Origin of the sequence: Rhizobium sp. 9140, assembly GCF_900067135.1 — a bacterium.
In the GTDB taxonomy this organism is placed as follows: domain Bacteria; phylum Pseudomonadota; class Alphaproteobacteria; order Rhizobiales; family Rhizobiaceae; genus Ferranicluibacter.
Window position 1 is genome coordinate 26,169 of record NZ_FJUR01000005.1, and the last position, 25,857, is coordinate 52,025.

Genomic DNA, 25,857 nt, shown 5'->3' on the forward strand with positions numbered 1-25,857 from the left:
TTACTAGATCGACTTCAGCGAAACCCGCTTCTCCAGCTCGGCTGCGTCTTCCTTCCGCTCGCTGTAGCGATCGGTGAGATAGGACGAAACATCGCGGGTGAGGATAGTGAACTTCACCAGCTCTTCGCAGACGTCCACGACGCGGTCGTAATAGGACGACGGCTTCATTCGTCCTTCGGCATCGAATTCCTGAAACGCCTTGGCGACGGACGACTGGTTGGGGATGGTGATCATTCGCATCCAGCGGCCAAGAATGCGCAATTGATTGACGGCGTTGAAGGACTGACTGCCACCGGATACTTCCATCACCGCCAGCGTCTTGCCTTGCGTCGGCCGGACGGAACCGACCGAGAGCGGGATCCAGTCGATTTGGGACTTCATTATCCCGGTCATGGCACCGTGGCGTTCCGGGCTGATCCAGATGTGGCCTTCAGACCACTGGGTCAGTTCGCGGAGCTCCTGCACCTTGGGGTGGCTCACCGGAGATTCGTCCGGAAGCGGCAACCCGGCGGGATCGAACACGCGAACCTCGCATCCCAGCCGTTCGAGAAGCCGACGAACTTCGAAGGCAAGCAGACGGCTATAGGAAACCTCCCGCAGGGAACCGTAGAGAATCAAGATCCTGGGCTTATGTGTCGAGAACATCGGCCGGAGCGATTCCGGCTCGATGGGCTGAAGAAGCTGGTCGTGCAGTGCGGGGAAGGTATCAGACAATACGCTTTCCTTCCTGATCCAGAACCTGTTCGCCGTCTTCCTTGGTGAACGAACCTTTGAAGGCATCGGTCGGCAGGATGTCGAGTACTACCTCTGACGGGCGGGCAAGCTTGGTGCCGAGCGCCGTGACGACAAATGGTCGATTGATCAGGATCGGGGTCGCGAGCATCGCGTCCAGCAACTGGTCTTCGGTCAGGTCCGGATTGTCGAGACCGAGTTCGGCATAAGGAGTGCCCTTCTCGCGGATCGCGTCACGAACAGTCAGACCGGCGTCCCTAATCATCTTCGAGAGCTGCTCACGCGATGGCGGGTTCTGAAGGTATTCGATGACAGTAGGCTCGATCCCGGCTGCGCGGATCAGTGCCAACGTGTTGCGAGACGTCCCGCAGGCCGGATTGTGATAGATGGTGGCGTCCATAGTCAGGTCCTTTCGGTGATGGTGTTGCGGGAAACGGCGGGCGATGCCTCGTACCAGCCCTTTGAGCGGTTCACGATCCAGACGACTGAAAGCATGACCGGCACCTCGATCAGTACACCGACCACTGTGGCAAGTGCCGCGCCCGACTGAAACCCGAACAGGCTGATGGCGGCGGCGACCGCGAGCTCGAAGAAGTTAGAGGCCCCGATAAGTGCCGAGGGGCCAGCCACACAATGCTGCTCGCCTGAAATCCGATTGAGGATGTAAGCGAGGCCGGAGTTGAAATAGACCTGGATCAGGATCGGCACTGCCAGAAGTGCGATGATCGTAGGCTGCGCAATGATCTGCTCGCCCTGGAAGCCAAACAGCAACACCAGCGTCGCCAGCAATGCGACAAGCGACAGCGGCTGAAGCTTGGACAACAGCCGGTCCAACCCGGCGGTGCTCCCGCCGGCCAGCAGGGCACGCCTTAGAACCTGAGAGATCGCGACCGGAATCAGGATGTAGAGGGCCACTGAGATCATGAGGGTGTCCCACGGCACTGTGATCGCAGACAGACCCAGAAGCAGACCCACGATCGGTGCGAAGGCGACAATCATGATAGCGTCGTTGAGTGCGACCTGGGACAGGGTGAAATGAGGTTCGCCCTTCGTCAGGTTGCTCCAGACGAACACCATAGCCGTGCAGGGCGCGGCCGCGAGGATGATCAGGCCCGCGATGTAGGAGTCGATCTGGTCGGCAGGCAGGTATGGCCGGAACAGCCAGCCCACGAACAGCCAGCCCAACAGCGCCATCGAGAACGGCTTGACGGCCCAGTTGATGAACAGCGTCACGCCGATGCCGCGCCAATAGCTACCGACCTTCGACAGTGAGCCGAAGTCGATCTTGAGAAGCATCGGGATGACCATCAGCCAGATCAGCACGGCGACGGGAATGTTCACCTTGGCGATCTCGGCTGCGCCGATCGTTTGGAAAACGCTCGGCATCAGATGACCGAGCGCGATGCCGACGAGAATGCAGAGGAAGACCCAGACAGTGAGATAGCGTTCGAACGCGGACATCAGGCGCTCTTTTCCTGGCTGCTGGTCGACCCTTCCATCTGGCCGATCTGCTTTAGCTTCTGCTCAAGCGCAAGCTTGTCGATCGAAGACAGTGGAAGGCTTAGGAAGGCGCCGATGCGGTTCTTCAGAAAACGGGCGGCCTGTGCGAAAGCTCTCTGGACTTCGATATCCGTTCCCACGACTGCGGCCGGATCCTCGACACCCCAGTGCGCCGTCATTGGATGCCCCAGCCAGACAGGGCATGCTTCACCAGCCGCGCTGTCGCAGACAGTGAAGATGAAATCCATCTGCGGCGCGCCCGGCTCCGCGAACACATCCCAGTTCTTCGAGGAGAAACCGGTAGACGGATAGCCGAGCGCTTCCAGCTCCTTGATCGCATGGGGGTTCACCTCGCCCTTCGGATGGCTCCCCGCGGAGTAGGCTCGAAAGCGACCTTTCCCCTCATGATTCAGGATGGATTCGCCGAGAATAGAACGTGCGGAATTGCCCGTGCACAGGAAGAGCACGTTGTAGATCTTGTCGGTCATGGTCTTGTTCCGTTGTTAGGTCGGGGACCTGTTGAGCTTCATGATGGTCGCAGTCGATGGGCAGATGAAAGAAAGTTGGCGGGTCATGAGCACAGCCGCAGGTACAATGGCCCGCGACACCTCAGAGAAACCGATGGTCGAAAAAAAATGGCGCGGCACTCGTCGTCGCGAGATAGATGCCGCCGTTTACATCGAGACCTCGCAACGTTGCCTCAACGATCGCTCGGCCAAACCCACGACCGCGATGCGCCGGCAGCACTACAACGGACCGCAGCAGGTAATCGCCGCTGCACTGTTCGAGGCCGGCATAGCCGACAATCTCGTCGCCACCCGAAACGGCTTCAAAGAAGGTGCGGCCTCCATCTTCGATGTCATCGGTCGGAAGATCTGCGGCGTGCAGCGCTTCGCGGAGACGGGCATTGCTGCCGCGCACTTCGAGTAATGTGATCGCGCTTAACATCGCTTCGCCTCCGGAGCGCAGCAGAGCGTCAACTCCGCGATGAGGGGTGTGCAAAGCTCTGTCGATCCGCCGCAGCAGTCCTTCAGCAGAAAAAGTGTCAGGTCGCGCAGACCGTCGAGGTCGGCCCGATAGATGATTGATCGGCTCTGGCGCTCGCTCTTAACCAAACCGGCACGGGAAAGTGTAGCGAGGTGCGCCGACATGGTGTTCTGCGGGACCTCGAGCAGCCGGGCGAGTTCGCCTGCCGGAATACCGTCGGGTTCGTGCCGCACGAGTAGACGAAACGTCTCGAGGCGCGTGTTCTGAGCTAAGGCCGAAAGGGCCGTTATTGCAGTGATGATTTCCATATATCCAGAATAATAGATATTTTTAGGAAGTCAAGCGGACTTGCGGTTATTTAAATGCGTCCGGAGGCAGATCGAAATGTGCTAAGATCAGGCTAAAGAAAGCTTTCTCAAACTTTTTATGCGTCATGGATTGCCAAACAAGCTGCTGTGCAGCCTCTTTCTGGCCGGAAGCAAGAAGCGAGAACGCTCCAAGCAGAATGCGATTTGCATACGTCGTCGGCACCTTGTTCTGAGAAAAACGTGCAGGCTTGTCAAAGATGAGCTGAAGACCGGACACTGCGAACTGAAGTGACATACCGACCGAGTTGGGTACCTCCGAATGCTTGAGGTAGCCGTCGATACCATGATGGTCATTGGCAAGTATGAGAGCGGCGGTGCAAAATTAGACCACGGTAGCGGCGGGATTGTCCCGCTTCGGGCGGCGTAAAAGTCGGCCACCTATTTCTCTTCTGCAATGAGCGCAGGAGGGCCTGGGGATCTATACCGTGGAATTATATCTGAAGGTTCGACTGGCTTGCTCGGAAGGCATGAGCCGGCGTCAGGCTGCAAAGCATTTCAACATATCGCGCGACAGCGTTTCCAAGATGCTGTCCTATTCGACGCCACCTGGCTATCAGCGACAATCACCGATCCGGCGGCCCAAGCTGGATGCGTTTGTCTCGACGATCGATCACTGGCTGGACGAAGACAGACAAGTGCCGCGCAAGCAGCGCCATACGGCCAAGCGGGTGTTTGACCGGCTTCGAGACGAATGCGGGTTCACTGGCGGCTATACGATCATCAAGGATTACATGCGCGAGCGGGATCAGCGCCGCCAGGAAGTGTTCGTGCCGCTGTCGCATCCGCCCGGCCATGCGCAGGCCGATTTCGGTGAGGCGATGGTGGTCATCGGCGGTGTCGAGCAGAAGGCGCATTTCTTCGTGCTCGACCTTCCGCACAGCGACGGCTGCTACGTGCGGGCCTATCCGGCGGCAGTGGCCGAGGCCTGGGTCGATGGCCATGTCCATGCGTTCGCTTTCTTCGGCGCCGTGCCGCAATCGATCGTCTACGACAACGACCGTTGCCTGGTGGCGAAGATTTTGCCTGACGGCACCCGCAAGCGCGCGACGTTGTTCAGCGGCTTCCTGTCCCACTACCTTATCCGGGATCGCTATGGCCGTCCCGGCAAGGGCAACGACAAGGGGAACGTCGAGGGTCTCGTCGGCTATGCCCGGCGCAACTTCATGGTACCGATCCCGCAGTTTGCGACATGGGAGGCGTTCAACACCTTTCTGGAGGAGCAGTGCCGGAAGCGCCAGCGCGACAGGCTGCGCGGCGAGAGCGAGACGATCGGCGAGCGCTTGCGGCGCGATCTGGCTGCCATGCGCGCCTTGCCAGCCTCGCCATTTGATGCCTGCGACCAGGCAAGTGCCAAGGTGACGGCGCAGTCGCTGGTGCGCTACAAGACCAACGACTATTCCGTCCCGGTCGCCTATGGCCATCAGGATGTGTGGGTGCGCGGCTATGTCAACGAAGTGGTCATTGGTGGCCGTGGCGAGATCATCGCCCGCCATCCTCGGTGCTGGGAACGGGAAGACGTCGTCTTCGATCCTGTCCATTACCTGCCGCTGATCGAGCAGAAGATCAATTCGCTGGATCAGGCAGCGCCCCTCCAGGGCTGGGACTTGCCGCAAGAGTTCGCTACGCTGCGCCGGTTGATGGAAGGCCGCATGGCCAAACACGGCCGGCGTGAGTACGTGCAGGTCCTCCGCCTGCTGGAGAGCTTCGAACTCGCCGATCTGCATGCGGCGGTGAAGCAGGCGATCCAGCTTGGCGCCATTGGCTTTGACGCCGTCAAGCATCTGATCCTGTGCCGGGTGGAACGCCGGCCGCCCAGACTGGACCTGTCCATCTACCCGTATTTGCCGAGGGCGACGGTCGAGACGACATCGGCGAAGGCGTATATGCGTCTCCTGTCGTCGGATGCGGGAGAAGTCGCATGAACACCCAAGCACCCGAGATCCTTCTCACCCATTATCTCAAAACCCTGAAGCTGCCGAGTTTCCAGCGCGAGTACCAGAAGCTGGCCCGGCTGTGCGCCACCGAAGGCGTCGATCATGTCGGATACCTCACCCGGCTTGCCGAGCGGGAGATGATCGAACGGGACCGTCGCAAGGTCGAGCGTCGCATCAAGGCGGCCAGGTTCCCGGTCGTCAAAAGCCTCGACAGTTTCGACTTCGCCGCCATCCCAAAGCTGAACAGGATGCAGGTGCTGGAACTGGCGCGCTGCGAATGGATCGAGCGCAGGGAGAACGTTATCGCTCTCGGCCCCAGCGGCACGGGCAAGACCCATGTGGCGCTCGGCCTCGGCCTGGCCGCCTGCCAGAAGGGCCTGTCCGTTGGGTTCACGACAGCGGCCGCACTGGTCAGCGAGATGATGGAGGCGCGCGACGAGCGGCGTCTCATCCGGTTCCAGAAGCAGATGGCCGCCTACCAGCTGTTGATCATCGATGAACTGGGCTTCGTGCCGCTGTCAAAGACCGGCGCGGAATTGCTGTTCGAGCTGATCTCGCAACGATACGAGCGAGGCGCGACCCTGATCACCAGCAACCTTCCTTTTGACGAATGGACGGAAACCTTGGGGTCCGAGCGCCTGACCGGCGCTTTGCTCGACCGCATCACCCATCACGTCAGCATCCTCGAGATGAACGGCGACAGCTATCGTCTCGCCCAAAGCCGCGCCCGAAAGGCCGGCTGACGCCCTTCGAAAATCGCAACGCGCGCATGAGACCCCCGCTCGGGCCTAAGCCCTCCCGGCGGTCTCATGCGCGCGCCACAAGTGGCCGACTTTTGCGCCGCCGCGTGGCAGGATTTTACTCCGCCGTTGACAGGCAAGTACGTGCGCGAGAATAATTGCACCGGTCTTGCTTTGATGCTGCGCGCGCTCGCCGCATGCGCTTCCTTCGTATCGGCATAGAGTATCGTGGTGTTTGAAGAAAGAAAATCCCGATAGACGTTCAAGGCTAAGATCGTCAGCGTACATGAACTCCGACGTGTAAGTCCCATTCCAGTACCAGGTACCGTTCCAAAAGCGCAGCGGGCCTTTGTCCCTGTGCGGATCGTAAGGAGTGGATGCTGCGGGCGGAGGCGTCAACGCCGGGTCACAAATCAATATACGGAAGGCGGTCGGGTTGTAGGCTTCGATTGCTTCGATCCAGTAGAAGTTCTTTCCAGCGATGAGTTCTTCCCATTTGAAATGAAAGCCTACCGTCCCATACATCGATCCGCGATGCCAATGATTGGCCGACGACCACACGACGGGGAGCCTTGCAGTATTCAGTCGGCTCTCGTCATATACAAGCCGGGCGGAAATCTTCTTATCATCGATCGTACGGACTGCTTCACGGACATGCATGATCGTGAAGACCTCTTTTAGCTCCCAGGTCTTCCCATACGCAGGAGGCGGTAGCGTTGCCTCATAGTCATCCCACTCTGGCACGCGAAAACCCTTCCTGATGTCGTGGTGTTGTCGTCCACCATCTACAAATATTGCTGTTTCCAGACAATACCTTGGTCCATCGAATAGGAGCAACGCGATTGCCAATCCAATTTGCTTTCAATGCACGCGAGATCTCGCCGCCAGCGTCGCCCCGCGCTCCTCATTACCAAGATTATGTTCATGCCGCTCGGCCAAAGCTCCTCGCGCTGATGGCCCCCCAGCCTGAGGTGAACATAAGTCACCACGGCTCATATTCATGCACGATCTCAAGATCGTCTTCGTCATCGAGTTCGTCGGACGGAAGGACGCCGAATTCGTCCCCGGATTTGAACAGGGTGACGGGAACCATGAGGATGCGGGAAAGCGAAAATGCGTGGCTTTGGGCGAGTGCAAGATCCTGTGCCATGTGAGAAACCTCCGTCCGGAGCGGGCCGATCCCGCTCGATGGCTCCTCAAAGGACCGGGGACGGTCGCGATCACCGCGAAGACGAAGGCGGAGCGGCGGCAGCTTGCTAGCCGACCCCGATAGTGGGTTGATCGACGGAGATCCGGGCCTGGTCCAGGACGCCATCCATAAAGAGCGGGATTGGTTTGCTTCGGCGGGAATTGAGGTGTCCGGCAGAGATCGATCACGGAAGCCAGCTCAGCATTTGTTGCCGAGCATCTGTTGACCAGCCCAGAAGTCAGCGACGGCCCGCTTTCGCGTGATCGGACAAGGCTTTGAGAACAGCGAAGTCCATCTCCGCGCGTGGCTCTATCCGGACTATCTCACTGGCGACTTTCGACCAGTGCCAGAACTCGTCGGGATCACCACTGGACCGGCTATCGAACGCACGGCGTTGTGCTTCGTAGTGAGATCCGGCTGGATCCGAAATTGCGAGAAGCCTGGCATCAGCCTGCCATCGCCGCCGTATTGCCCGGCGATGTGCGAGCCATCGTGTGAGGAAGCGGATCATCAATCTCTCGAGACCGGTGGCGACAGGGGTAAGTTGCCACAAAATCCGAATGATAGGGAGATGGTAGTATCTTTTCTATTTCAATATCTTAGAGAAAATCGCATAAGCATATTTATGGAACTAATTGTATAGCCATCCAGTGTACGGTTCTGATTTTCCAATCGAACCATCATCGAGATAATTATTATCCAGTTTCCAGAAGAATGCAAAGTGCTGAAACAATATAGCGCTTGACCATATCCCCTCCAGGGGGATAGCACCGCCGCATGACAGATCAAGCGCACATGCACGAAACCCATCCGGATATCATCAAGCGGCTGAAACGCGCTGAGGGCCACCTGCGCAGCGTGATCGCGATGATTGAGGCGCACCGTCCCTGCGTCGATATCGCCCAGCAGCTTCATGCGGTGGAAAAGGCCGTCTGCCAGGCAAAGAAGGCATTGATACAGGATCACTTGGATCATTGCCTCGAGGATGCAGTCGGGAGCCTCGGCAGCGAGCAGCGCCGCACGATCGACGAGTTCAAGACGATCACGAAATACTTGTAACAGGGCCACCTCATGAACCAGACATTTCTGCTCTCCATCATGGCAACCGGCTTTGTCGTTGCATTCGCACACGCAGCCATTCCGACCCATTGGCTGCCCTTCGTGCTGGCCGCCCGCGGGCAACGCTGGTCCAGATCGAAGGCACTCGCGGTCGTGGCTCTTTGCGGCCTCGGCCATGTGCTGTTCACGACGGCTCTCGGGGTCCTGCTTGTCTGGCTGGGAATCGAGACCAGCAAATGGACAGGAGATATTTTTCCATGGATCGCCGGTGGGGCCTTGGTTCTGTTCGGCCTCTATTACCTCGTTCGTCAAGCGCAAGGCCAAGGACACGGGCATCACCATTTCGGCAAGGGGCACAGCCATGAAGGGGAAGATAACCACGGCCATGATCATTCACACGATACAGGACACAGCCACGTAAACGGCGGTCATGCCGGTCATGGTCACGACGAAGCAAAACGGATCGATACGGGCCATGGCGTCCTGATCCTGGACATCTTCGAGGAAGGCGTTCCGCCCCGGTTCCGGGTGAAGCCTGAAGGCAAAAGCATGTTGCTTCCCAAACAGGGCACGCTTTCGGTGGAAACCGTCCGTCCGGATGGGACGCACCAGACATTTCAATTCCTCGACAAGGGTGATTTTCTGGAATCAATCGATGAAATTCCCGAACCGCACGAATTCCGGGCAATAATAGTCTCGCTCTCGCACGGAAGCCACGCGCATGAACACGCGATCGATTTCGAAGAGCACGCCCAAGGCCCACACAAGGCCGCTGCGGCTGTTGTCAGCAAGCCAGGCGCTGCAAAATCGGCGCCGGCAAAATCGGATCGCACCGTTATCCTCGGACTTTTTACGCTGTTGACGTTTTCGCCCTGTGAAGGATTCCTACCCGTCTACGTCTCCGGCATTGCCTTCGGTTGGGCCGGGTTCATCCTCCTCAGCGCGGTTCTGGCGTTTGCGACCATCGCTGGCATGGTGGTTTTCACATGGCTGACCCTGACCGGCACGGAGCGTCTGAAGCTCGGTTTTCTCGAACGTTACGAGAGCGGCATTCTGGGAACGATGATCTTGCTTCTGGGCATCGGCATCATCTTCTTCGGTTTCTAGGCGCGCGAAAACCTCGTTCCGGTTGCTCTGCGGCCCCAGAAATCATGCCGTTTCATCACGGCTCGGAGCGAAAGTCGGCTTGCCGTTTACCTTCGCATCGCTCGCGATCATGGCCGCAGTCGCGCCTGTCGCGGCGACGCGCCTGTGGCCTGCCAATGACCCGGATGAAATCGAACACGTCCACAATGCGCTTGATCCCGACCATCCCGAGGCCGTAGCGTTGGTTTCCCGCTAAACAACGCTACCAGACATTTAAGCACGACCGCGTAGGATCGATGGTCTTGCGAATTTTTTGGATTCGGCAACGCGGCAACTACTCCCAGAGGGATATTCCCTCTTGGGTTAAGGCTCGTTGCACAGCAGCCCGCTCCTCCAGCCGACGTGCATGAGAGGTCCAAGCGGGATAGGTATTTCGCATGTCAACGGCCATACGATTTCCCCACCTGTAGAAGACGAGCAAATACGGATCAACGATTGAATAGGACTCTCCTACGGCCCAATCTCGGTCGTCAACTTGGATTCTATAAGCGCAAACGCGGAAGCCAAGTGCTCCTCTCCTTTATGAACCAAGGGCTCGTACATCGATTGATCCGGTAAGAAAAAGTCGGCGCGCCAGATCATTCGGACGGCGACCGCGTGAACCGCACTCGATAGGCAGTTAAACCATTCGATGGAACGGATGATGTTTTCTGCATCCGCTCCCAGGAGCCGCGCGTCTGGATTCGTCAGGCCTAGGTGAAATAAGATTGCCGGCGCTTCAGTGAGAGAGTTCAGTTGGACGATGACAATGTACAGACAGGCCTCGAGCTTTGGTGTCCGCCGCGATGGAGGCACCGCTTATTCCGGCGGCGTTACCCGATACTACGATCCATTGCTCGAAAGGTCACAGTCTGGTCACCTAGCCCTGAAGAAACCATCGCCCGCATGGACCGTGCTTTGCGCGAATTCCGTATCCGCGGCGTCGCCACGAACCTGACCTTCCTTGAAGCGATCATTTCGCACCCGAAGTTCAAGGATAATACCTATACGACCCGGTTCATCGACACCACGCCGGAACTGTTCCAGCAGGTGAAGCGCCAGGACCGGGCCAGCAAGTGCTCACCTATCTCGCCGATGTCACCGTCAATGGACATCCCGAAGCCAAGGGTCGCCCAAAGCAGGAACGCCGATGCTGCCAAGTCGGTCATCCCGCGCATCAAGGGCGAGATCGTCGACGGCACCAAGCAGAACCTCGATGCGCTCGGCCCGAAGAAATTCGCCGAATGGGCGCGCGCCAAAAAGCGCGTGCTGCTTACCGATACGACCATGCGAGACGGTCATCAGTCGCTGCTCGCCACGCGCGTGCGCACTTATGATATCGCCCACATCGCCGGCACCTTATGCCCGCGCCTTGCCGAACCGGTTTTCACTCGAATGCTGGGGCGGCGCGACCTTTGACGTCTCGATGCGTTTCCTCACGGAAGATCCGTGGCAGCGTCTTGCCAAGGTGCGCGAAAAATGCACAGAATCTGCTTCTGCAGATGCTGCTGCGCGGCGAAAACGGCGTCGGCTACAAGAACCATCCGGACAAGCGGCCGTTTCCGTATCGCGTTTGAGTCCAATGTCAGGATCGGAGCCATTGCAGCAATTCGGATCCAAGAAGCTGCGCGTTCAATTGCTCGTCGGAGAGTTCGACGAAGCCGTCGAGGTCGCGCACGATGACGACGCCGGTGTTCTTGAAACGCTTGGCGATCGTTTCGAGGAACTTGAATTCCACGGTATGCTCGCAGGCGCCCATGAACAGGAAATACACCTGGTCGCCGCGCTTCTCCGATTCCTCGAGAACCCACATGGTCCGTTCTTCATCCGAAGGATCGTTCTCACCATCGGTAACGAAAATGACGACCGACCGTTTCTTTGCCGAAACCGGCGCTTCCTTGGTGCTCCCGCCGAAGAACCGGCTGAAGAAGCCTTCGCGTTCCTTTTCGCGTGGCAACCACCCGAAATGCTGCAGATTGCGCTCCAGCACATAGCTGTAGGTGGTCCCGCCCTTCCAGCCTGGCACTTTGTCGATCACGTTGCGGACGATGTAGTTCTCGCAATCGTCCGGAGTGACCGTTCCGACATGGTGAACGTGGCCCTTGCCGTTGCTGAAGCTGAAGACGTCCACCTTTCCGTCGGGGTCGAGCACCATGCCGTAGGGCACCAGCCGTGCGACGAGCTTGCTTGTGGTGCCTTCCTCATGCTCGTGCTCGAAAGAGCCCGAAACGTCCATGTCGAAGATCAGTTCGGCCTTGATGTCAGCCGCGACACCCGCCTTGTCGAGAGAAAGACGCAGCGTTTCCGCCGACTTCTTGAGGTTGAGTTGCAGTGCCATGGCCGATCGGTCCTCACTCTTTGAGTTGCTGAAGGATGTTCCGAAGCTGATAGGAAAGTTCGCCGGCTTCGGTCGGGGTCAGCTTGCGGTTGTTCTCCAGCATCGTCGTCAGCGACGCGATGCTTCCCAAAAAGCCTGGAACCATGACGAGCGCCACATTCTGGATCGCCCCGATGAGCCGGATCGGCTGTTCGATCTGCACGTCGCGCATCGAGGCGCCGCTGCGGATCTGCGCCACGGTTTGCGTCAGGCTCATGGCCCGCTCCAGGAAACGTTGCGAGAGCGGCGGCCGGCTCACGCGCAGATGGTCCGACAGAAAGGACGCCGCGAGTGCCGAGGCCTCGGCTTCGTCCCCCATGCCCTCGATCCGGCGGGCGTGCTGTTCCAGCGTCTCCTTGAATGACAAGAGTAGCTCAAGCACCTCGCCCATCAGCCGGACCAGTTGGTCGAGCTCGATGCGCGCCGCTTGGAGCTCGCCAGCTGTGTCAATCCTGCTATTCGCCTTCTTGAAATACTCGCCGAAAATTCCAGCCGCTGCAGGGGCACCGCAGACGGCCTTGATGTCGATCGCGCCAAGGATGTCGGTCATTCGGCCGATATATCCCGTCGCCTTCTTCAGCACATCGGCCTGCGAGAGTTCGAGCGTGCGCGACACCAGGTCGCTGTAATCCTGCTGGAGGCGATGGCCCCAAAGGACCGCCTGCCTGTCCCGCGCGCTTTCGACCACGAACGACTGTATCAGCCGGAGCGCCTGCTCCAGCACCTCAGGTCTCGCCAACGGCGACAGTTTCCGAATGTCGGAAAGCTCGACTGCGATCCGCTTGCGTTCCACGCCGGGGATCGCAGTCGGCTTTGCCACCAGCGGCATCTGCGCGGACCGTCCAGTTTTCGCCGTCGCAGTCGCACTGTCGTTCCGGGTACTGGCGGGCGCCACAATTGTTGGCTTGGCGGGCGCATCAGTCCCAGCCGCTTCGCCTGGCTCGGCCCTTGGCGTCCGTGACCGCTCAGCCGGCGGAACGATCACCGTGGGGCGAAGCCTGCCCTGGCGATCATCCGGCATGGTACCACGCGAGGGAGGGGCTTTGTTCTGGGGCATCGCTCTCTCAGGAAAAGTGCGCGAGAACGTCGTTGAACGTGCCGGTGAAGCCTCGGCCGACGGCCGCGTATTCCCAGCCCTCGGGGCCGAGCAATATGCTGCCTAGTTGGACGACATTGAACTCTTTGAATTCGTCCGACAGCTTGTAGGCGCCGAGTTGCTTCCCACTGCCGTCCGACAGTGTGATGGTGCAGACGTCGATGTCGCCGAACGCCGCTTCCTCCTCCTGTTCGGCGCCCTGCTCGGTCTCGTGGCTGCCCCCATGTTCGGCTTCATGGACGGTGACGAAGATCGGTATCTCGTTGACCCCCGCCGGCAGCTTGGAGCCGTCAATGACTATGGTCTCGGTGTTGTTCTGCACTCTCTTGTCACCACTGTGGAACAGCCCACCGCTGGGCGTCTGGAAAGATCCTTCGGGGTTTGACGGCAAGGTGCCGCCATTCGGGTTCATCCGCGTGGTATTGTAGGTCGACAGCACGCTGGTAAGTTCCCTCACCTTCGCGCCGTTCCCGTCACTCCGCGCCTCAAGCGCGTGAACGTCGACATCATCGGCGTGGTCGGCATCGCACATCCACTCAACCTTCACGGTGAACTGCGCTCCCTTGTTGAGGGAAAGCTTGAGCTTTGGCGTCGCGGTGCCGGGCTTTTCAAGGGAAAGGGTCAGCATGCTTGTGAAACTCCTGTGATCTGACTGCGCCCATGTTTGGGCGCGGGGAAGCCGGCGAGCGCGTTACCGCGACGACAGGGCGGCAAGCTCCTGACGGGCGGCGGCGAATTTCTGCCGCGCCTGCTCGAATTTTTCCTCGGTCGACTTCTTCGCCGCCGCGACGAGGCCGTGGATCTCGCTGGTGGTGGCGATGATCTGCTCGATCTGCTGTGCCTGCGCAAGGCGGTTGTCGCCCGGCGCCTGCGCGGCGGTGACCGCGATGTCTTTCAGGGCGCGGCCGCGCATCTCGGTCAGCTGCTTGTCGAGCTTGGCCTGGCGGCCGGCCAGCTGCTGCACGCTCTTCACCGCGAACGCGCCATGGATCGACAGCAGCGTCATTTTGATCGACGCGAACCGCGACGCCACCGTGGTGGCGGTCTCCTGCAGGGTCGCAATGCCGGCCTGTTCGATCTGCTGAATCACCAGCTGGTCGGCCGGCAGCCGCGTGTAGGTGCCTTCCAGCGCCAGCGCGCGGCTCTCGATCAGCCGCAGCCTGTCCTTGAACTCCATCATTCTGGTCTGCGCCACCGGATCGGCCGGATTGAGCTGCGCCTCCTCGTCGGCGACATAGGCGCGCGCCTTGTCGAGGAAAGCGCGGGCGACTGCCGCAGCCACGGTGAAATCGCTGAAATGCGCGCCATAGCTCTGCTTCAGGGCATCGAGCGCCTGCAACTCGCCGAACAGCTTCTGCATTTCGCCGGAAAGTTCGCCTTCGAGCTTCATCATCCGGTCAGCGAGCGTCCTGGTTCGTCCGGTGATAAGGTCGCCGATTTCCGCCAGAAATTCCGCCGCGACCTCCTCCGGCCGCTTGCCGCGAAACCTTCCCAGCAACGAACTCAGGAAACCCGGTTTTTCGCCGTTCTGGAGCTTGTCGAGGATTTCCGGGAGATCGGCATCCTCGACGCCCTGTTCGAGACGGCCGAACAGCGCGAAGACGGCGGCCGCGCTGTTCTTGTCGAGCCGTGCCAAGAAGCCGTCCAGCGTCCGCTGCAATGCCTGCTCGGCCTCCAGACCGATCCTGATGACGTCGCCCGACTGCATGGCGGGAAAGTCGAGAGCGGCAAGCGCCTTCTCGGCTTCCAGCACTTGCGCCTCGCTGAGCACAATGGCCCCCGTGTTCATCGGTATCGCCGGAACGGTACTTTTCGGTGGCTCGCCAGTAAGGAGGCTGGGGGAAGAGTCGATGATTGTCGGTTTCATGACTTGATCCTCCTCAACATACATTTCTTGCTTGACGTGAGAGGAGTATCTCTTATCGCTGAAGCATCCAAATCGCAAGTCGATACGATTCTGCGGGTCAAGCGGCGAGCGCTGCCTTATCCGCCGCCAGCGCTACGTCCGTGGCCGTCAAGGTGAGGCCGGCCCGCACAGCGAGATCGTCGGTGATGCTTTTCAAACATACGTGATGTGGTCGGCCTCTCCGCCACCGCCGACCCATGCCATCGTGTTGTCTGTCGATGAGAAGAGCAAGAGTCAGGAGCTTGATCGCACACAGGGGCGACATCGGAAATGGTCGGTCTCGCAGAGTTTGTGATTGGCCAGCGCCCGGATCACATAGCAATCCTCGACTTGCGTTCCGTGGCAGTGGCTGGTGATCCGCTCCAGCTCTGTCTCTAGTTTTCTAAGTCTGACGATCTACTCGCGCACCTCCGCAAGCTGAGTCGCCGCGATCCGCTCGGCATCGGCGCACGGCCGCTCCGGATGCTGGCTAAGGTCGATCAGTTCCCGGATCGCTTCAATCGTGAGCCCAAGTTCTCTGGCATGGCGGATGAAGGAGAGACGCTCCTGCTCACGCCCACTGTAGCGCCGCTGATTGCCCTCTGAGCGCTCGGCGGGTTCAGCACGCCCATCTGTTCATAGTAGCGGATAGTCGGTATTTTGACGCCAGTCGAGGGTGATAGATTTCCAATGGTCAGCATGAATGGTCTCCGATGGGAACTGAAGTGACTAGAGATCTGGCGATGAAAGCAGGCGTCGTCAATATGTAGGTGCATAACGCATGCAGGGGCGCTTCACTTGCAGAAAGCGGAACTGCTCTACTGCCGGCTGTTGGACGATCGGTAACGAATCGTGAAGCGTGTCCCTTGAACCTCTAGGTACTCGAGATCCCATACTCTCTTTTGCGCTCGCCAATCCCTTTGGCGGATAACGCCGAAAACATCAGGAGACGACGATGAACGATCTTGCGACCCCGGACGTGCAGGACAAAGCACAGGGGCTTCTTTGCCCGGCTTGCAGGGTCAATCTTGTCATGAGCGAGCGTCAGTCGATCGAAATCGACTATTGCCCGAACTGTAGGGGCGTCTGGCTGGACAGAGGAGAACTCGACAAGATTATCGATCGCAGCCTTACCGCTGAACCCCCGGTTGCTCAGCGTTCGGGGATCGCAAAGTCGCAGCCGTTCGCGCCGCACTATCCCGCTGAGGATCATCGTGACGGCGGCCATGGTTCCGGCCATGGTGCCCACGGGCAGAACCGCCGTCACGGATCGTTCCTGGGGCGGCTCTTCGACTAGATGGAATAGGCTTCACCAAAAGAGTTTGTCTCAATCGCTTATTCAAAAAGACAAGGAGCTAACATATGGGCGCTGGCCATTCTCACACGGCGGCACGTCCCACAGGCACATCCGCTGGGCGGCACAAAAGCAGGCTGGCGACGGCCCTGGGACTGACGGTAGCGTTCATGCTGGTCGAGGTCGTCGGCGGTCTCTGGACGGGCAGCCTGGCGCTTTTGGCGGATGCGGCCCATATGCTGACGGATGCCGGTGGGCTGGCTCTGGCGCTGATCGCGATCCGGTTTTCAGAACGACCCGCGACGCCGCAAAAGACCTATGGCTATGTCCGCATGGAGGTTCTCTCCGCGCTGGCAAACGCAGTGATTCTCATGTTGCTGACCATTTACATTTTCTATGAGGCGTATGAGCGGTTTGTCGATCCACCCCAAATTCTCGGCGGTCCTATGCTGATCGTCGCCGTCATCGGCCTGACAGTCAACCTGATCAGCATGAAGCTGCTTTCCGCCGGATCGTCCGAAAGCCTGAATGTCAAGGGAGCATATTTCGAGGTGCTCGGCGATATGCTGGGATCACTCGGCGTCATCGTTGCCGCCGGTGTGGTGATGCTGACCGGTTGGTCGCTTGCAGATCCAATCATTGGTGCCGCCATCGGGCTGTTCATCCTTCCCCGGACATGGGTTCTCCTCAAGCAAGCCGTTCATATCCTCATGGAGGGTACGCCACCGGAAATTGACATGTCTCTGCTGGAAGTGAAGCTAATGGGCATTCCCGGCGTCGAAGCCGTCCACGATCTGCATGTATGGACAATCACATCTGGACTGGATGCCATGAGCTGTCACCTCGTCGTTACCGATATGGCGGAGGTCCGTTCGATCCTCTCCAGCGCCCGCAGCACGATGGAAGAAAGCTTCGGCTTGTCGCACGTTACGATCCAAGTGGAGGATAAGGTTATGCGTGAGGCGGAAGGCGAGATGAAAATCTAGCGGTGCCGATCTGTTCGGCCAACCGCACAACTCCATCAACCGAGCTAAGGACGTCGACATGTATGAACGCGACAGAAGCGCAAGACAATACGGCCATCCGCCCTGGCAGCCAACGACAGGCGGACGCCCGACGAAAGCCGGCGGGCCGGTGGTCTGGTTCGTCATTGTTATCGGGCTCGCCCTCTGGTCGTTTCTGGCGTGGATCGGCTACGTCTCTGCCGAAGGGATTCTGAACTGGATCGCCGGCAACGCCTATACCGTTGTTGAAAACGGCAAGACCATCGCCGGGGCAGCGGGCGTCGGTAAGGACGCCATCACTGTCATTGAAGGCCTCAATCTCGGCGATTTGGCAGGAAGCGCGATTGCCTTGCTAAAGATCGTTCTGAAGCCCGCCATTATCGTCGTCTGGGCGATCGGTGCATTGGTGCTGGTCGCTGTTCCCCTGATCCTGGCGAAGGCACGGCGGTTCTTGGTCGGCTTACGCCGCTGATCCGGCGGATGGTCTTCGTGCTGTCCGCCAATTTAGTTAAGCAGGAACAGATTTTCCACTTGTAGCTCTAGTCGCTTGAGGTCCTATGGTGGCGGCATTGAATTCAAGGATATCCCATGACCGAGCCAGTAAAGACACGATTCAGAGTGAGTGGTATGGATTGCGCATCCTGCGCGACGAAGATCGATACGGCCGTCAGGCGAATGCCCGGCGTCGAGGATGTCTCGGTTTCGGTGACCACCGGCACGATGACGGTGACGCATGGCGAAAGCAGTGACCTGACGGCGATCGGCAAGAAAGTCTCCGGGCTCGGATACAATGTAGTTCCTATCGCCGATAAAGCCACTGCTGCCCCGGTCGCAAAGGCTGCGCATGTGCATGGCCCGGGCTGTAGCCATGACCACGGCGCCGGTTCGCACGACCACGCGGGTCATGACCATGACCGGCATGATCATGACGACCACGATGGCCACGATCACGGTGGTCACGGTCATGACGACCACGATCACGCAGGTCATGATCGCAATCAAGCAGGCAAAAACGAGAGCCCCGTTACCCCGCTTGTCGAGGCGCCGCAGATACGATTCAGGGTCGGGGGCATGGATTGCGCGTCCTGCGCAACAAAGATCGACACGGCCGTCAGGCGGATGCCCGGTGTCGAGGATGTCTCGGTTTCGGTCACAGCCGGTACGATGACGGTGAAGCATGATGGGACAAGCGATCTCGACGCGATCGGCAAGAAGGTCGCAGGGCTGGGCTATTCGGTTGTGTCATTGGCTGCCGATGAAAACAAATCGAAGGCCGCGTCCGTGGATGCGGGCGACAATCGTGATCATTCCGGCCATGCTCATGGCAAGGCTGGCGGCGAACCGGAAAGCCTGCACGGGCATGACCATGGACCGATGAGCGGCCCGTGGTGGAAAAGTAAAAAGGGGCGCTTGACGATCGTTGCCGGTGGTGCGCTGGTTTTAGCCTATGGGATAGGCCATCTTTTTCCGGCCATTGCCTTCTTTGCCTTTACGGCTGCGATGCTCGTCGGCCTTATACCCATCGCACGACGCGCCGTGATGGCGGCGTTGGCCGGAACGCCGTTTTCCATTGAAATGCTGATGACAATCGCGGCTGTCGGCGCGCTGTTTATCAATGCGACCGAAGAGGCGGCTGCGGTCGTGTTCCTGTTCCTGGTCGGCGAACTGCTGGAGGGCGTTGCCGCAAGCAAGGCACGCGCGAGCATCCAGTCCCTGACGGAACTGGTTCCGAAGAACGCTCTGCTGGAGGAGAACGGGCAGACGCGCGAAGTGCCGGCGGAAAGCCTCGCCGTTGGCGCGGTCATTCTCGTGCGTCCGGGTGACCGGATCTCGGCCGACGGCGTGATCGTCTCCGGCGAAAGCTCGATCGACGAAGCGCCGGTGACGGGCGAAAGCACACCGGTCGCCAAGGGTTTGGATGACAAGGTTTTTGCAGGCACGGTCAATGGGGATGCAGCACTTCGAGTCCGCGTCACTGCCGCCGCCGCCGACAACACCATTGCTCGTGTGGTCAAGCTCGTCGAGGAAGCGCAGGAATCGAAGGCGCCGACAGAACGGTTCATCGACAGCTTCTCCCGCTACTATACGCCGGCTGTGGTCGTGGTTGCCGCACTCGTCGCGACCATTCCGCCGCTGTTCATGGGCGGCGTCTGGTCGGAATGGGTTTACAAGGGCCTTGCCATTCTGCTGATCGGCTGCCCTTGCGCTTTGGTCATATCGACACCAGCAGCCATTGCCGCCTCGCTTTCCGCCGGGGCGAGGCGCGGGCTTCTTCTCAAGGGTGGCGCGGTTCTCGAAACCCTCGGAAAGCTGACGGCCATTGCGCTCGACAAGACGGGCACTCTGACCGAAGGCAAGCCAAAGGTCACCGACGTGATCGCCTTCGACCGCAATGAAGCCGATGTGCTGCGCTTGGCCGCAGCGCTCGAAACCGGGTCCAGCCATCCGCTGGCCATGGCCATTCTCGGCAAGGCCGCGGAGGAAAAGGTTCAGGTTCCGGCGGCCGAAAATGCAAAAGCTCTCGGTGGCAAAGGTGTGACCGCGACCGTTGAGGGTATCGAGATTTTCCTCGGATCGCCGAAGTCGGCAGCCGATCGGATGCCGTTGTCGAACGATCAATTGACGCTGATCGCCAGGCTGAATGACGAGGGCAAAACTGTGTCGGTGCTGATTGTCGGCGATATGCTTGCCGGTGCCATCGCCATGCGGGACGAGCCACGGGCGGATGCGAAGGCCGGGTTGAAGGCACTGGCCGATGTGGGCATCAAGACCGTCATGCTGACGGGCGACAACGCGCGCACGGCGAAGGCGATCGGCGCTCAGCTTGGCATTGAAGTTCGCGCCGAGCTGATGCCGGAAGACAAGCAACGCATCGTCGGCGAACTTCAAAAGGAAGGCTACGTGGTCGGCAAGATCGGCGACGGCATCAACGATGCGCCGGCGCTTGCGGCCGCCGATGTCGGCATTGCCATGGGGGGCGGCACGGATGTGGCGCTCGAAACAGCCGATGCAGCTATCCTGCATGGCCGCGTCGGCGACATTGCCGAGATGATCGATCTTTCGAAAAGAACGATGCGCAACATCTTCCAGAACATCACGCTTTCGCTGGGATTGAAGGCGGTGTTTCTCGTGACCACGATCATGGGCATAACCGGCTTGTGGCCGGCGATTTTGGCGGATACCGGCGCAACCGTTCTGGTGACGATCAACGCGCTGCGTCTCCTTCGCCCCATTAAATCCTAAGCATTTCAAAGCGGATTCACTCACTCCATGACGCTCGAAACCAATCTGTCACGGCGCGGCTTTCTTATTGTTGCCGCGTCGTCTGTTGCAACGCTGGCGGGTTGCGCAACCTCATCACCCGAAGGCCGCATTGCCCCCTTACCGGTAGTGGTCAAGCGGCCCGTCGGCCCGCCAACCTCAGCTGAACTTGAAGCTATGTACGGGCCACTTCAGGACGGTGGGTTTCTCATTCCGGCAACGCCATATCAGCAGATCGACCCGACATTCTATCGCCAGCGGGTCATCGACCCGACGGGAGAGGCGCCCGGAACCGTCATCGTCGATACGCCTTCACGTTTTCTCTATGTCGTTGAACCGGGCGGCACGGCGATGCGCTATGGCGTGGGCATCGGCCGCGACGGATTTGCCTGGCAGGGCGATGGCGTCATTCACTGGCGCCAAGCCTGGCCGCGCTGGAAACCACCGAACGAGATGGTCGCGCGCCAGCCCGAACTCAAACAATATTCCATCGAAAATGGCGGCATGGCCGGCGGTCTCGACAATCCGCTCGGTGCGCGTGCGCTCTACATTTTTCAGAACGGACAGGACACGCTCTATCGACTCCACGGCAACAAGGACTGGCGCTCGATCGGCAAGGCTGTGTCTTCGGGCTGCGTGCGCCTGATCAACCAGGACATTATCGATCTCTATGCCCGGGTCCCATACAAGGCGAAAATTGTAGTCAGGCAGTAATGTTCGGATGACTAGCGCAATTCGACCCTTTGACGATGGAACTTTCTGCGCAAAACGTGGTGAAGGGGAAGTATCGCCGACCGCTTTTTTAACGCGCAGTCACCGATTATCTGGATTTCTGTATCGGTGTATCACACTGGCCGTCTTTCAATCTCGCCAACGTCCTAGTCGATTTATCATGAACGTATGGGACGCAAACTCCGGCTATCCAGAAGCTTCGATGCTACAGGCAAACGGCCTGTTCGTGGCCAGATCAATTTGCACGGTTCTCCACCGCTCAAGATTTTTTATTTGCAGCTCTAGCGGCTAGAGAGTGTGGCCGGTTCTGAACACTGCGAGATGGGATGTGTGAAATGTGAAACAAGCGCCTCAGCCCTCGTCGGTCGTTAGACTCGGAACAGGATGGGTTAGAACATGAAGTTTAAGAAAACAGGCTTTAAAAAATTGCCTCTTTACAGGCCGCACCTGGGCAGTGTCATGTTGAGCGTATGTGTGGCGCTCTTTCTGCTGTTCACGAGCAACAGGACGTTCTGGTCGAAGATCAATGCGTATCTGGCACAGGAGCCTGTGGCGATTGCCATGCTCTACATAGCCATGAGCGCTTTGTTCATCGCTGCGTTAACGATTTTCTCGGCCAAGTACGTCATTAAGCCGTTCTTCATTTTTCTCGTGATGACATCCGCTACGGCTTCATGGTTTGTGGATCAGTTCGGTGTGGTTATCGATAGCGATATGATGCGCAACGCGTATCAGACAACACCAGCCGAAGCACAGCATCTCATTACGTGGGGCTTTGTGGGGCATCTTGCCCTATTCGCATTTTTACCAACGGGTCTTATTCTTTGGGTTCGCGTTGTTCATCGGCCAATATTGGGGAAGATCGCTCGCAATTGCGCTGTCGTTATTGGGTGCATGCTTGTCTTCGCCGGCGCAGCATTCTCCTATTCCGCGACCTACACTGCTGCCGTCCGCGAGCACCGAGATATCGCCAGGGCTTTGAACCCGGTGACACCTCTCGTGAGTGCGGTAAAACTTTTCACCCAGGTACGGGCCGAAGCTAAAATAGTTGCCCAACCGCTCGGACATGACGCGAAGGTCGTTCCACCGATTAATGGCTCCCGCAAACCGCGCGTAACCGTCATCGTTGCGGGCGAAACAGCCCGCGCCCAGAATTTCTCGCTGGGTGGCTATCAACGTGACACGAACCCGCTTCTGGCGAAACAGGATATCATTTATTTCCCTGAAACTTATAGCTGCGGCACCGCGACGGCGACGTCCTTACCTTGCATGTTCTCCAAGTTCAAGCGTGTCGACTACACACACAAAAAGGGTCTCGAAAACGAAACACTGGTTGATGTCATCGAGAATTCGGGCATTAAGGTCGAATGGTGGGACAACAGCACGGGCAGCAAGGGAATTGCCGATAGAATACCCTTCGTCAATCTATCGGCATCCAAGGACACACGCTACTGCAAGACGGGCGAGTGTCAGGACGGCGTTTTTCTGGACAAACTCGAAACCTGGCTTCGTGATGTCAAACAAGACAGCGTCCTGGTCCTTCATCAGATGGGCAGTCATGGCCCCGCCTATTTCTTGCGCTATCCCGACGCTTTCAGGCGTTTCACTCCGGATTGCCGCACCGCCGAGCTTGGAGACTGCAAGCCTGAGGAAATCGTAAACACATACGACAATACGATCCTATATACTGATTTCATTCTCTCGAGCATTATAGAACGGTTGAAAGCGAGTTCAGACCGCGTCGAAGGTGGCATGATATATATGTCGGATCATGGTGAGTCTTTAGGCGAGCAAGGATTATACCTCCATGGTGCACCATATATGCTTGCACCAGATGTCCAAACAAAGATACCTTTCGTTTTGTGGATGGATCGACCGTTTCAGGCGTCGATGGGCGTGGACAAAGCGTGCTTGATGAACAATAGGACGTCACCGCGCTCGCATGACAATCTCTTTAACAGCGTCCTAAGCATGCTCAACATCAATACCAGCGTCTACGATCGGTCTCTCGATGTCTTTGCTGACTGCAAGCTTCTCAAATCGTCTTAGAAACATCGTATCCACCGGCTTGCCACCGCCTGCCGGGCGCGCGCGATGATACAGGACTCGTGCATAATGACGTCGTCAACATCGTGTATTAAAATAGCTGAGGCACCGCGATTGTCAACGGCGGAGTAAAATCCTGCCACGCGGCGGCGCAAAAGTCGGCCACTTGTGGCGCGCGCATGAGACCGCCGGGAGGGCTTAGGCCCGAGCGGGGGTCTCATGCGCGCGTTGCGATTTTCGAAGGGCGTCAGCCGGCCTTTCGGGCGCGGCTTTGGGCGAGACGATAGCTGTCGCCGTTCATCTCGAGGATGCTGACGTGATGGGTGATGCGGTCGAGCAAAGCGCCGGTCAGGCGCTCGGACCCCAAGGTTTCCGTCCATTCGTCAAAAGGAAGGTTGCTGGTGATCAGGGTCGCGCCTCGCTCGTATCGTTGCGAGATCAGCTCGAACAGCAATTCCGCGCCGGTCTTTGACAGCGGCACGAAGCCCAGTTCATCGATGATCAACAGCTGGTAGGCGGCCATCTGCTTCTGGAACCGGATGAGACGCCGCTCGTCGCGCGCCTCCATCATCTCGCTGACCAGTGCGGCCGCTGTCGTGAACCCAACGGACAGGCCCTTCTGGCAGGCGGCCAGGCCGAGGCCGAGCGCCACATGGGTCTTGCCCGTGCCGCTGGGGCCGAGAGCGATAACGTTCTCCCTGCGCTCGATCCATTCGCAGCGCGCCAGTTCCAGCACCTGCATCCTGTTCAGCTTTGGGATGGCGGCGAAGTCGAAACTGTCGAGGCTTTTGACGACCGGGAACCTGGCCGCCTTGATGCGACGCTCGACCTTGCGACGGTCCCGTTCGATCATCTCCCGCTCGGCAAGCCGGGTGAGGTATCCGACATGATCGACGCCTTCGGTGGCGCACAGCCGGGCCAGCTTCTGGTACTCGCGCTGGAAACTCGGCAGCTTCAGGGTTTTGAGATAATGGGTGAGAAGGATCTCGGGTGCTTGGGTGTTCATGCGACTTCTCCCGCATCCGACGACAGGAGACGCATATACGCCTTCGCCGATGTCGTCTCGACCGTCGCCCTCGGCAAATACGGGTAGATGGACAGGTCCAGTCTGGGCGGCCGGCGTTCCACCCGGCACAGGATCAGATGCTTGACGGCGTCAAAGCCAATGGCGCCAAGCTGGATCGCCTGCTTCACCGCCGCATGCAGATCGGCGAGTTCGAAGCTCTCCAGCAGGCGGAGGACCTGCACGTACTCACGCCGGCCGTGTTTGGCCATGCGGCCTTCCATCAACCGGCGCAGCGTAGCGAACTCTTGCGGCAAGTCCCAGCCCTGGAGGGGCGCTGCCTGATCCAGCGAATTGATCTTCTGCTCGATCAGCGGCAGGTAATGGACAGGATCGAAGACGACGTCTTCCCGTTCCCAGCACCGAGGATGGCGGGCGATGATCTCGCCACGGCCACCAATGACCACTTCGTTGACATAGCCGCGCACCCACACATCCTGATGGCCATAGGCGACCGGGACGGAATAGTCGTTGGTCTTGTAGCGCACCAGCGACTGCGCCGTCACCTTGGCACTTGCCTGGTCGCAGGCATCAAATGGCGAGGCTGGCAAGGCGCGCATGGCAGCCAGATCGCGCCGCAAGCGCTCGCCGATCGTCTCGCTCTCGCCGCGCAGCCTGTCGCGCTGGCGCTTCCGGCACTGCTCCTCCAGAAAGGTGTTGAACGCCTCCCATGTCGCAAACTGCGGGATCGGTACCATGAAGTTGCGCCGGGCATAGCCGACGAGACCCTCGACGTTCCCCTTGTCGTTGCCCTTGCCGGGACGGCCATAGCGATCCCGGATAAGGTAGTGGGACAGGAAGCCGCTGAACAACGTCGCGCGCTTGCGGGTGCCGTCAGGCAAAATCTTCGCCACCAGGCAACGGTCGTTGTCGTAGACGATCGATTGCGGCACGGCGCCGAAGAAAGCGAACGCATGGACATGGCCATCGACCCAGGCCTCGGCCACTGCCGCCGGATAGGCCCGCACGTAGCAGCCGTCGCTGTGCGGAAGGTCGAGCACGAAGAAATGCGCCTTCTGCTCGACACCGCCGATGACCACCATCGCCTCACCGAAATCGGCCTGCGCATGGCCGGGCGGATGCGACAGCGGCACGAACACTTCCTGGCGGCGCTGATCCCGCTCGCGCATGTAATCCTTGATGATCGTATAGCCGCCAGTGAACCCGCATTCGTCTCGAAGCCGGTCAAACACCCGCTTGGCCGTATGGCGCTGCTTGCGCGGCACTTGTCTGTCTTCGTCCAGCCAGTGATCGATCGTCGAGACAAACGCATCCAGCTTGGGCCGCCGGATCGGTGATTGTCGCTGATAGCCAGGTGGCGTCGAATAGGACAGCATCTTGGAAACGCTGTCGCGCGATATGTTGAAATGCTTTGCAGCCTGACGCCGGCTCATGCCTTCCGAGCAAGCCAGTCGAACCTTCAGATATAATTCCACGGTATAGATCCCCAGGCCCTCCTGCGCTC

The 25,857-nt window shown here is 59.0% G+C and carries 26 protein-coding genes and 2 pseudogenes; 12 read left to right on the plus strand and 16 right to left on the minus strand.

Annotated features, from left to right (window positions below; genetic code table 11):
• Positions 1-3: 3 nt before the first annotated feature.
• The 7 genes from arsH to GA0004734_RS23890 all read right to left on the minus strand — a co-directional run bounded on the left by arsH (position 4) and on the right by GA0004734_RS23890 (position 3,804).
• On the minus strand, positions 4-732 hold the full coding sequence (arsH, locus tag GA0004734_RS23860; protein WP_077105471.1) for an arsenical resistance protein ArsH: 729 nt from the start codon (positions 730-732) through the stop codon (positions 4-6).
• Positions 707-1,132 carry an arsenate reductase (glutaredoxin) gene (arsC, locus tag GA0004734_RS23865; protein WP_083716461.1) on the minus strand — a complete coding sequence of 142 codons (426 nt, stop codon included), beginning with the start codon at positions 1,130-1,132 and terminating at the stop codon, positions 707-709. The genes arsH and arsC overlap by 26 nt, the downstream gene beginning before the upstream one ends.
• Before the next feature lie 2 nt (positions 1,133-1,134).
• Complete coding sequence (gene arsB / locus GA0004734_RS23870; protein ID WP_077105403.1) at positions 1,135-2,193, minus strand: ACR3 family arsenite efflux transporter; 1,059 nt, start codon at positions 2,191-2,193, stop codon at positions 1,135-1,137.
• Positions 2,193-2,720 (minus strand): arsenate reductase ArsC, encoded by a 528-nt coding sequence (locus GA0004734_RS23875; RefSeq protein WP_092938477.1) that lies wholly within the window; start codon positions 2,718-2,720, stop codon positions 2,193-2,195. Before GA0004734_RS23875 ends, arsB begins: the two co-directional genes overlap by 1 nt.
• Positions 2,721-2,841: 121 nt before the next feature.
• Positions 2,842-3,180 carry a GNAT family N-acetyltransferase gene (locus GA0004734_RS23880; RefSeq protein ID WP_245292624.1) on the minus strand — a complete coding sequence of 113 codons (339 nt, stop codon included), beginning with the start codon at positions 3,178-3,180 and terminating at the stop codon, positions 2,842-2,844.
• Positions 3,174-3,527: an ArsR/SmtB family transcription factor gene (locus tag GA0004734_RS23885; RefSeq protein WP_077105406.1), complete on the minus strand. Its 354-nt coding sequence runs from the start codon at positions 3,525-3,527 to the stop codon at positions 3,174-3,176. Before GA0004734_RS23885 ends, GA0004734_RS23880 begins: the two co-directional genes overlap by 7 nt.
• A 46-nt stretch (positions 3,528-3,573) precedes the next feature.
• A complete protein-coding gene (locus GA0004734_RS23890) occupies positions 3,574-3,804 on the minus strand; it encodes a hypothetical protein (RefSeq protein ID WP_210173775.1) in 231 nt (76 codons plus the stop codon).
• Between the two features lie 208 nt (positions 3,805-4,012).
• On the opposite strand from GA0004734_RS23890, the gene istA (GA0004734_RS23895) reads away from it, so the two are divergent.
• Positions 4,013-5,509, plus strand: coding sequence for an IS21 family transposase (istA, locus tag GA0004734_RS23895; RefSeq protein WP_139056207.1), 1,497 nt, complete (start codon positions 4,013-4,015; stop codon positions 5,507-5,509).
• On the plus strand, positions 5,506-6,264 hold the full coding sequence (istB, locus tag GA0004734_RS23900; protein WP_092930036.1) for an IS21-like element helper ATPase IstB: 759 nt from the start codon (positions 5,506-5,508) through the stop codon (positions 6,262-6,264). Before istA (GA0004734_RS23895) ends, istB (GA0004734_RS23900) begins: the two co-directional genes overlap by 4 nt.
• A gap of 45 nt (positions 6,265-6,309) precedes the next feature.
• Here the strand turns inward: istB (GA0004734_RS23900) and GA0004734_RS23905 are convergent, their stop codons facing one another.
• Together GA0004734_RS23905 and GA0004734_RS26210 are read right to left on the minus strand one after the other, a co-directional pair.
• Positions 6,310-7,005 (minus strand): hypothetical protein, encoded by a 696-nt coding sequence (locus tag GA0004734_RS23905; protein ID WP_092938481.1) that lies wholly within the window; start codon positions 7,003-7,005, stop codon positions 6,310-6,312.
• A 238-nt stretch (positions 7,006-7,243) separates the two neighbouring features.
• On the minus strand, positions 7,244-7,411 hold the full coding sequence (locus GA0004734_RS26210) for a hypothetical protein (protein WP_175386670.1): 168 nt from the start codon (positions 7,409-7,411) through the stop codon (positions 7,244-7,246).
• An 816-nt stretch (positions 7,412-8,227) separates the two neighbouring features.
• On the opposite strand from GA0004734_RS26210, the gene GA0004734_RS23920 reads away from it, so the two are divergent.
• From GA0004734_RS23920 to GA0004734_RS23930, 4 genes and pseudogenes are all read left to right on the plus strand, one after another.
• Positions 8,228-8,509: a metal-sensing transcriptional repressor gene (locus GA0004734_RS23920; RefSeq protein ID WP_092938485.1), complete on the plus strand. Its 282-nt coding sequence runs from the start codon at positions 8,228-8,230 to the stop codon at positions 8,507-8,509.
• A gap of 12 nt (positions 8,510-8,521) precedes the next feature.
• Complete coding sequence (locus GA0004734_RS23925) at positions 8,522-9,616, plus strand: hypothetical protein (protein ID WP_092938487.1); 1,095 nt, start codon at positions 8,522-8,524, stop codon at positions 9,614-9,616.
• Between the two features lie 79 nt (positions 9,617-9,695).
• Entirely contained in the window at positions 9,696-9,851 is a 156-nt protein-coding gene (locus tag GA0004734_RS26215; protein WP_175386672.1) for a hypothetical protein, read from the plus strand.
• A 546-nt stretch (positions 9,852-10,397) separates the two neighbouring features.
• Positions 10,398-11,184, plus strand: a pseudogene (locus GA0004734_RS23930) (pyruvate carboxylase); the annotation flags it as partial.
• A gap of 35 nt (positions 11,185-11,219) precedes the next feature.
• Here the strand turns inward: GA0004734_RS23930 and GA0004734_RS23935 are convergent.
• The 5 genes and pseudogenes from GA0004734_RS23935 to GA0004734_RS23955 all read right to left on the minus strand — a co-directional run bounded on the left by GA0004734_RS23935 (position 11,220) and on the right by GA0004734_RS23955 (position 15,693).
• Positions 11,220-11,972 (minus strand): VWA domain-containing protein, encoded by a 753-nt coding sequence (locus tag GA0004734_RS23935; protein WP_092938489.1) that lies wholly within the window; start codon positions 11,970-11,972, stop codon positions 11,220-11,222.
• Positions 11,973-11,985: 13 nt separating this feature from the next.
• The gene (locus GA0004734_RS23940; protein WP_245292625.1) at positions 11,986-12,840 is read right to left on the minus strand and encodes a hypothetical protein; all 855 of its coding nucleotides are present in this window, start codon (positions 12,838-12,840) and stop codon (positions 11,986-11,988) included.
• A 235-nt stretch (positions 12,841-13,075) separates the two neighbouring features.
• Positions 13,076-13,735 carry a TerD family protein gene (locus GA0004734_RS23945; RefSeq protein WP_092938493.1) on the minus strand — a complete coding sequence of 220 codons (660 nt, stop codon included), beginning with the start codon at positions 13,733-13,735 and terminating at the stop codon, positions 13,076-13,078.
• Between the two features lie 63 nt (positions 13,736-13,798).
• Positions 13,799-14,974, minus strand: coding sequence for a hypothetical protein (locus GA0004734_RS23950; RefSeq protein ID WP_092938495.1), 1,176 nt, complete (start codon positions 14,972-14,974; stop codon positions 13,799-13,801).
• Between the two features lie 273 nt (positions 14,975-15,247).
• Positions 15,248-15,693 (minus strand): annotated as a pseudogene (locus GA0004734_RS23955) (helix-turn-helix domain-containing protein).
• Between the two features lie 254 nt (positions 15,694-15,947).
• Between GA0004734_RS23955 and GA0004734_RS23960 the strand changes: the two are divergent.
• The 6 genes from GA0004734_RS23960 to GA0004734_RS23985 all read left to right on the plus strand — a co-directional run bounded on the left by GA0004734_RS23960 (position 15,948) and on the right by GA0004734_RS23985 (position 23,332).
• The gene (locus GA0004734_RS23960; protein WP_092938497.1) at positions 15,948-16,289 is read left to right on the plus strand and encodes a TFIIB-type zinc ribbon-containing protein; all 342 of its coding nucleotides are present in this window, start codon (positions 15,948-15,950) and stop codon (positions 16,287-16,289) included.
• 65 nt (positions 16,290-16,354) lie between these two features.
• Complete coding sequence (locus tag GA0004734_RS23965) at positions 16,355-17,272, plus strand: cation diffusion facilitator family transporter (protein WP_092938499.1); 918 nt, start codon at positions 16,355-16,357, stop codon at positions 17,270-17,272.
• Positions 17,273-17,330: 58 nt separating this feature from the next.
• Positions 17,331-17,762, plus strand: a complete 432-nt coding sequence (locus tag GA0004734_RS23970; protein WP_245292626.1) for a hypothetical protein — start codon at positions 17,331-17,333, stop codon at positions 17,760-17,762.
• A gap of 116 nt (positions 17,763-17,878) precedes the next feature.
• Positions 17,879-20,533: a heavy metal translocating P-type ATPase gene (locus GA0004734_RS23975; protein WP_092938501.1), complete on the plus strand. Its 2,655-nt coding sequence runs from the start codon at positions 17,879-17,881 to the stop codon at positions 20,531-20,533.
• 27 nt (positions 20,534-20,560) lie between these two features.
• Positions 20,561-21,265, plus strand: a complete 705-nt coding sequence (locus tag GA0004734_RS23980) for a L,D-transpeptidase (RefSeq protein ID WP_092938503.1) — start codon at positions 20,561-20,563, stop codon at positions 21,263-21,265.
• A 414-nt stretch (positions 21,266-21,679) separates the two neighbouring features.
• The gene (locus GA0004734_RS23985) at positions 21,680-23,332 is read left to right on the plus strand and encodes a phosphoethanolamine transferase (RefSeq protein WP_092938505.1); all 1,653 of its coding nucleotides are present in this window, start codon (positions 21,680-21,682) and stop codon (positions 23,330-23,332) included.
• Positions 23,333-23,576: 244 nt separating this feature from the next.
• Here GA0004734_RS23985 and istB (GA0004734_RS23990) read toward each other — a convergent pair whose 3' ends face one another.
• Together istB (GA0004734_RS23990) and istA (GA0004734_RS23995) are read right to left on the minus strand one after the other, a co-directional pair.
• Positions 23,577-24,335, minus strand: a complete 759-nt coding sequence (gene istB, locus GA0004734_RS23990) for an IS21-like element helper ATPase IstB (RefSeq protein ID WP_092930036.1) — start codon at positions 24,333-24,335, stop codon at positions 23,577-23,579.
• Positions 24,332-25,828: an IS21 family transposase gene (istA, locus tag GA0004734_RS23995; RefSeq protein ID WP_139056207.1), complete on the minus strand. Its 1,497-nt coding sequence runs from the start codon at positions 25,826-25,828 to the stop codon at positions 24,332-24,334. The genes istB (GA0004734_RS23990) and istA (GA0004734_RS23995) overlap by 4 nt, the downstream gene beginning before the upstream one ends.
• Positions 25,829-25,857 lie beyond the last annotated feature (29 nt).

Excerpts from the sequence above, each read along its gene's own strand:
- arsC (WP_083716461.1), bottom strand. The coding sequence starts at position 1,132 with ATGGACGCCACCATCTATCACAATCCGGCCTGCGGGACGTCTCGCAAC.
- istB (WP_092930036.1), bottom strand. The coding sequence starts at position 24,335 with ATGAACACCCAAGCACCCGAGATCCTTCTCACCCATTATCTCAAAACC.
- GA0004734_RS23885 (WP_077105406.1), bottom strand. The coding sequence starts at position 3,527 with ATGGAAATCATCACTGCAATAACGGCCCTTTCGGCCTTAGCTCAGAAC.
- GA0004734_RS23875 (WP_092938477.1), bottom strand. The coding sequence starts at position 2,720 with ATGACCGACAAGATCTACAACGTGCTCTTCCTGTGCACGGGCAATTCC.
- GA0004734_RS23880 (WP_245292624.1), bottom strand. The coding sequence starts at position 3,180 with ATGTTAAGCGCGATCACATTACTCGAAGTGCGCGGCAGCAATGCCCGT.
- istB (WP_092930036.1), top strand. The coding sequence starts at position 5,506 with ATGAACACCCAAGCACCCGAGATCCTTCTCACCCATTATCTCAAAACC.
- GA0004734_RS23970 (WP_245292626.1), top strand. The coding sequence starts at position 17,331 with ATGTATGAACGCGACAGAAGCGCAAGACAATACGGCCATCCGCCCTGG.
- GA0004734_RS23925 (WP_092938487.1), top strand. The coding sequence starts at position 8,522 with ATGAACCAGACATTTCTGCTCTCCATCATGGCAACCGGCTTTGTCGTT.
- GA0004734_RS23945 (WP_092938493.1), bottom strand. The coding sequence starts at position 13,735 with ATGCTGACCCTTTCCCTTGAAAAGCCCGGCACCGCGACGCCAAAGCTC.
- arsB (WP_077105403.1), bottom strand. The coding sequence starts at position 2,193 with ATGTCCGCGTTCGAACGCTATCTCACTGTCTGGGTCTTCCTCTGCATT.
- GA0004734_RS23940 (WP_245292625.1), bottom strand. The coding sequence starts at position 12,840 with ATGCCGCTGGTGGCAAAGCCGACTGCGATCCCCGGCGTGGAACGCAAG.
- GA0004734_RS23965 (WP_092938499.1), top strand. The coding sequence starts at position 16,355 with ATGGGCGCTGGCCATTCTCACACGGCGGCACGTCCCACAGGCACATCC.
- GA0004734_RS23935 (WP_092938489.1), bottom strand. The coding sequence starts at position 11,972 with ATGGCACTGCAACTCAACCTCAAGAAGTCGGCGGAAACGCTGCGTCTT.
- GA0004734_RS23950 (WP_092938495.1), bottom strand. The coding sequence starts at position 14,974 with ATGAAACCGACAATCATCGACTCTTCCCCCAGCCTCCTTACTGGCGAG.
- GA0004734_RS26210 (WP_175386670.1), bottom strand. The coding sequence starts at position 7,411 with ATGGCACAGGATCTTGCACTCGCCCAAAGCCACGCATTTTCGCTTTCC.
- GA0004734_RS23975 (WP_092938501.1), top strand. The coding sequence starts at position 17,879 with ATGACCGAGCCAGTAAAGACACGATTCAGAGTGAGTGGTATGGATTGC.
- GA0004734_RS23980 (WP_092938503.1), top strand. The coding sequence starts at position 20,561 with ATGACGCTCGAAACCAATCTGTCACGGCGCGGCTTTCTTATTGTTGCC.
- GA0004734_RS23920 (WP_092938485.1), top strand. The coding sequence starts at position 8,228 with ATGACAGATCAAGCGCACATGCACGAAACCCATCCGGATATCATCAAG.
- GA0004734_RS23985 (WP_092938505.1), top strand. The coding sequence starts at position 21,680 with ATGAAGTTTAAGAAAACAGGCTTTAAAAAATTGCCTCTTTACAGGCCG.
- GA0004734_RS23960 (WP_092938497.1), top strand. The coding sequence starts at position 15,948 with ATGAACGATCTTGCGACCCCGGACGTGCAGGACAAAGCACAGGGGCTT.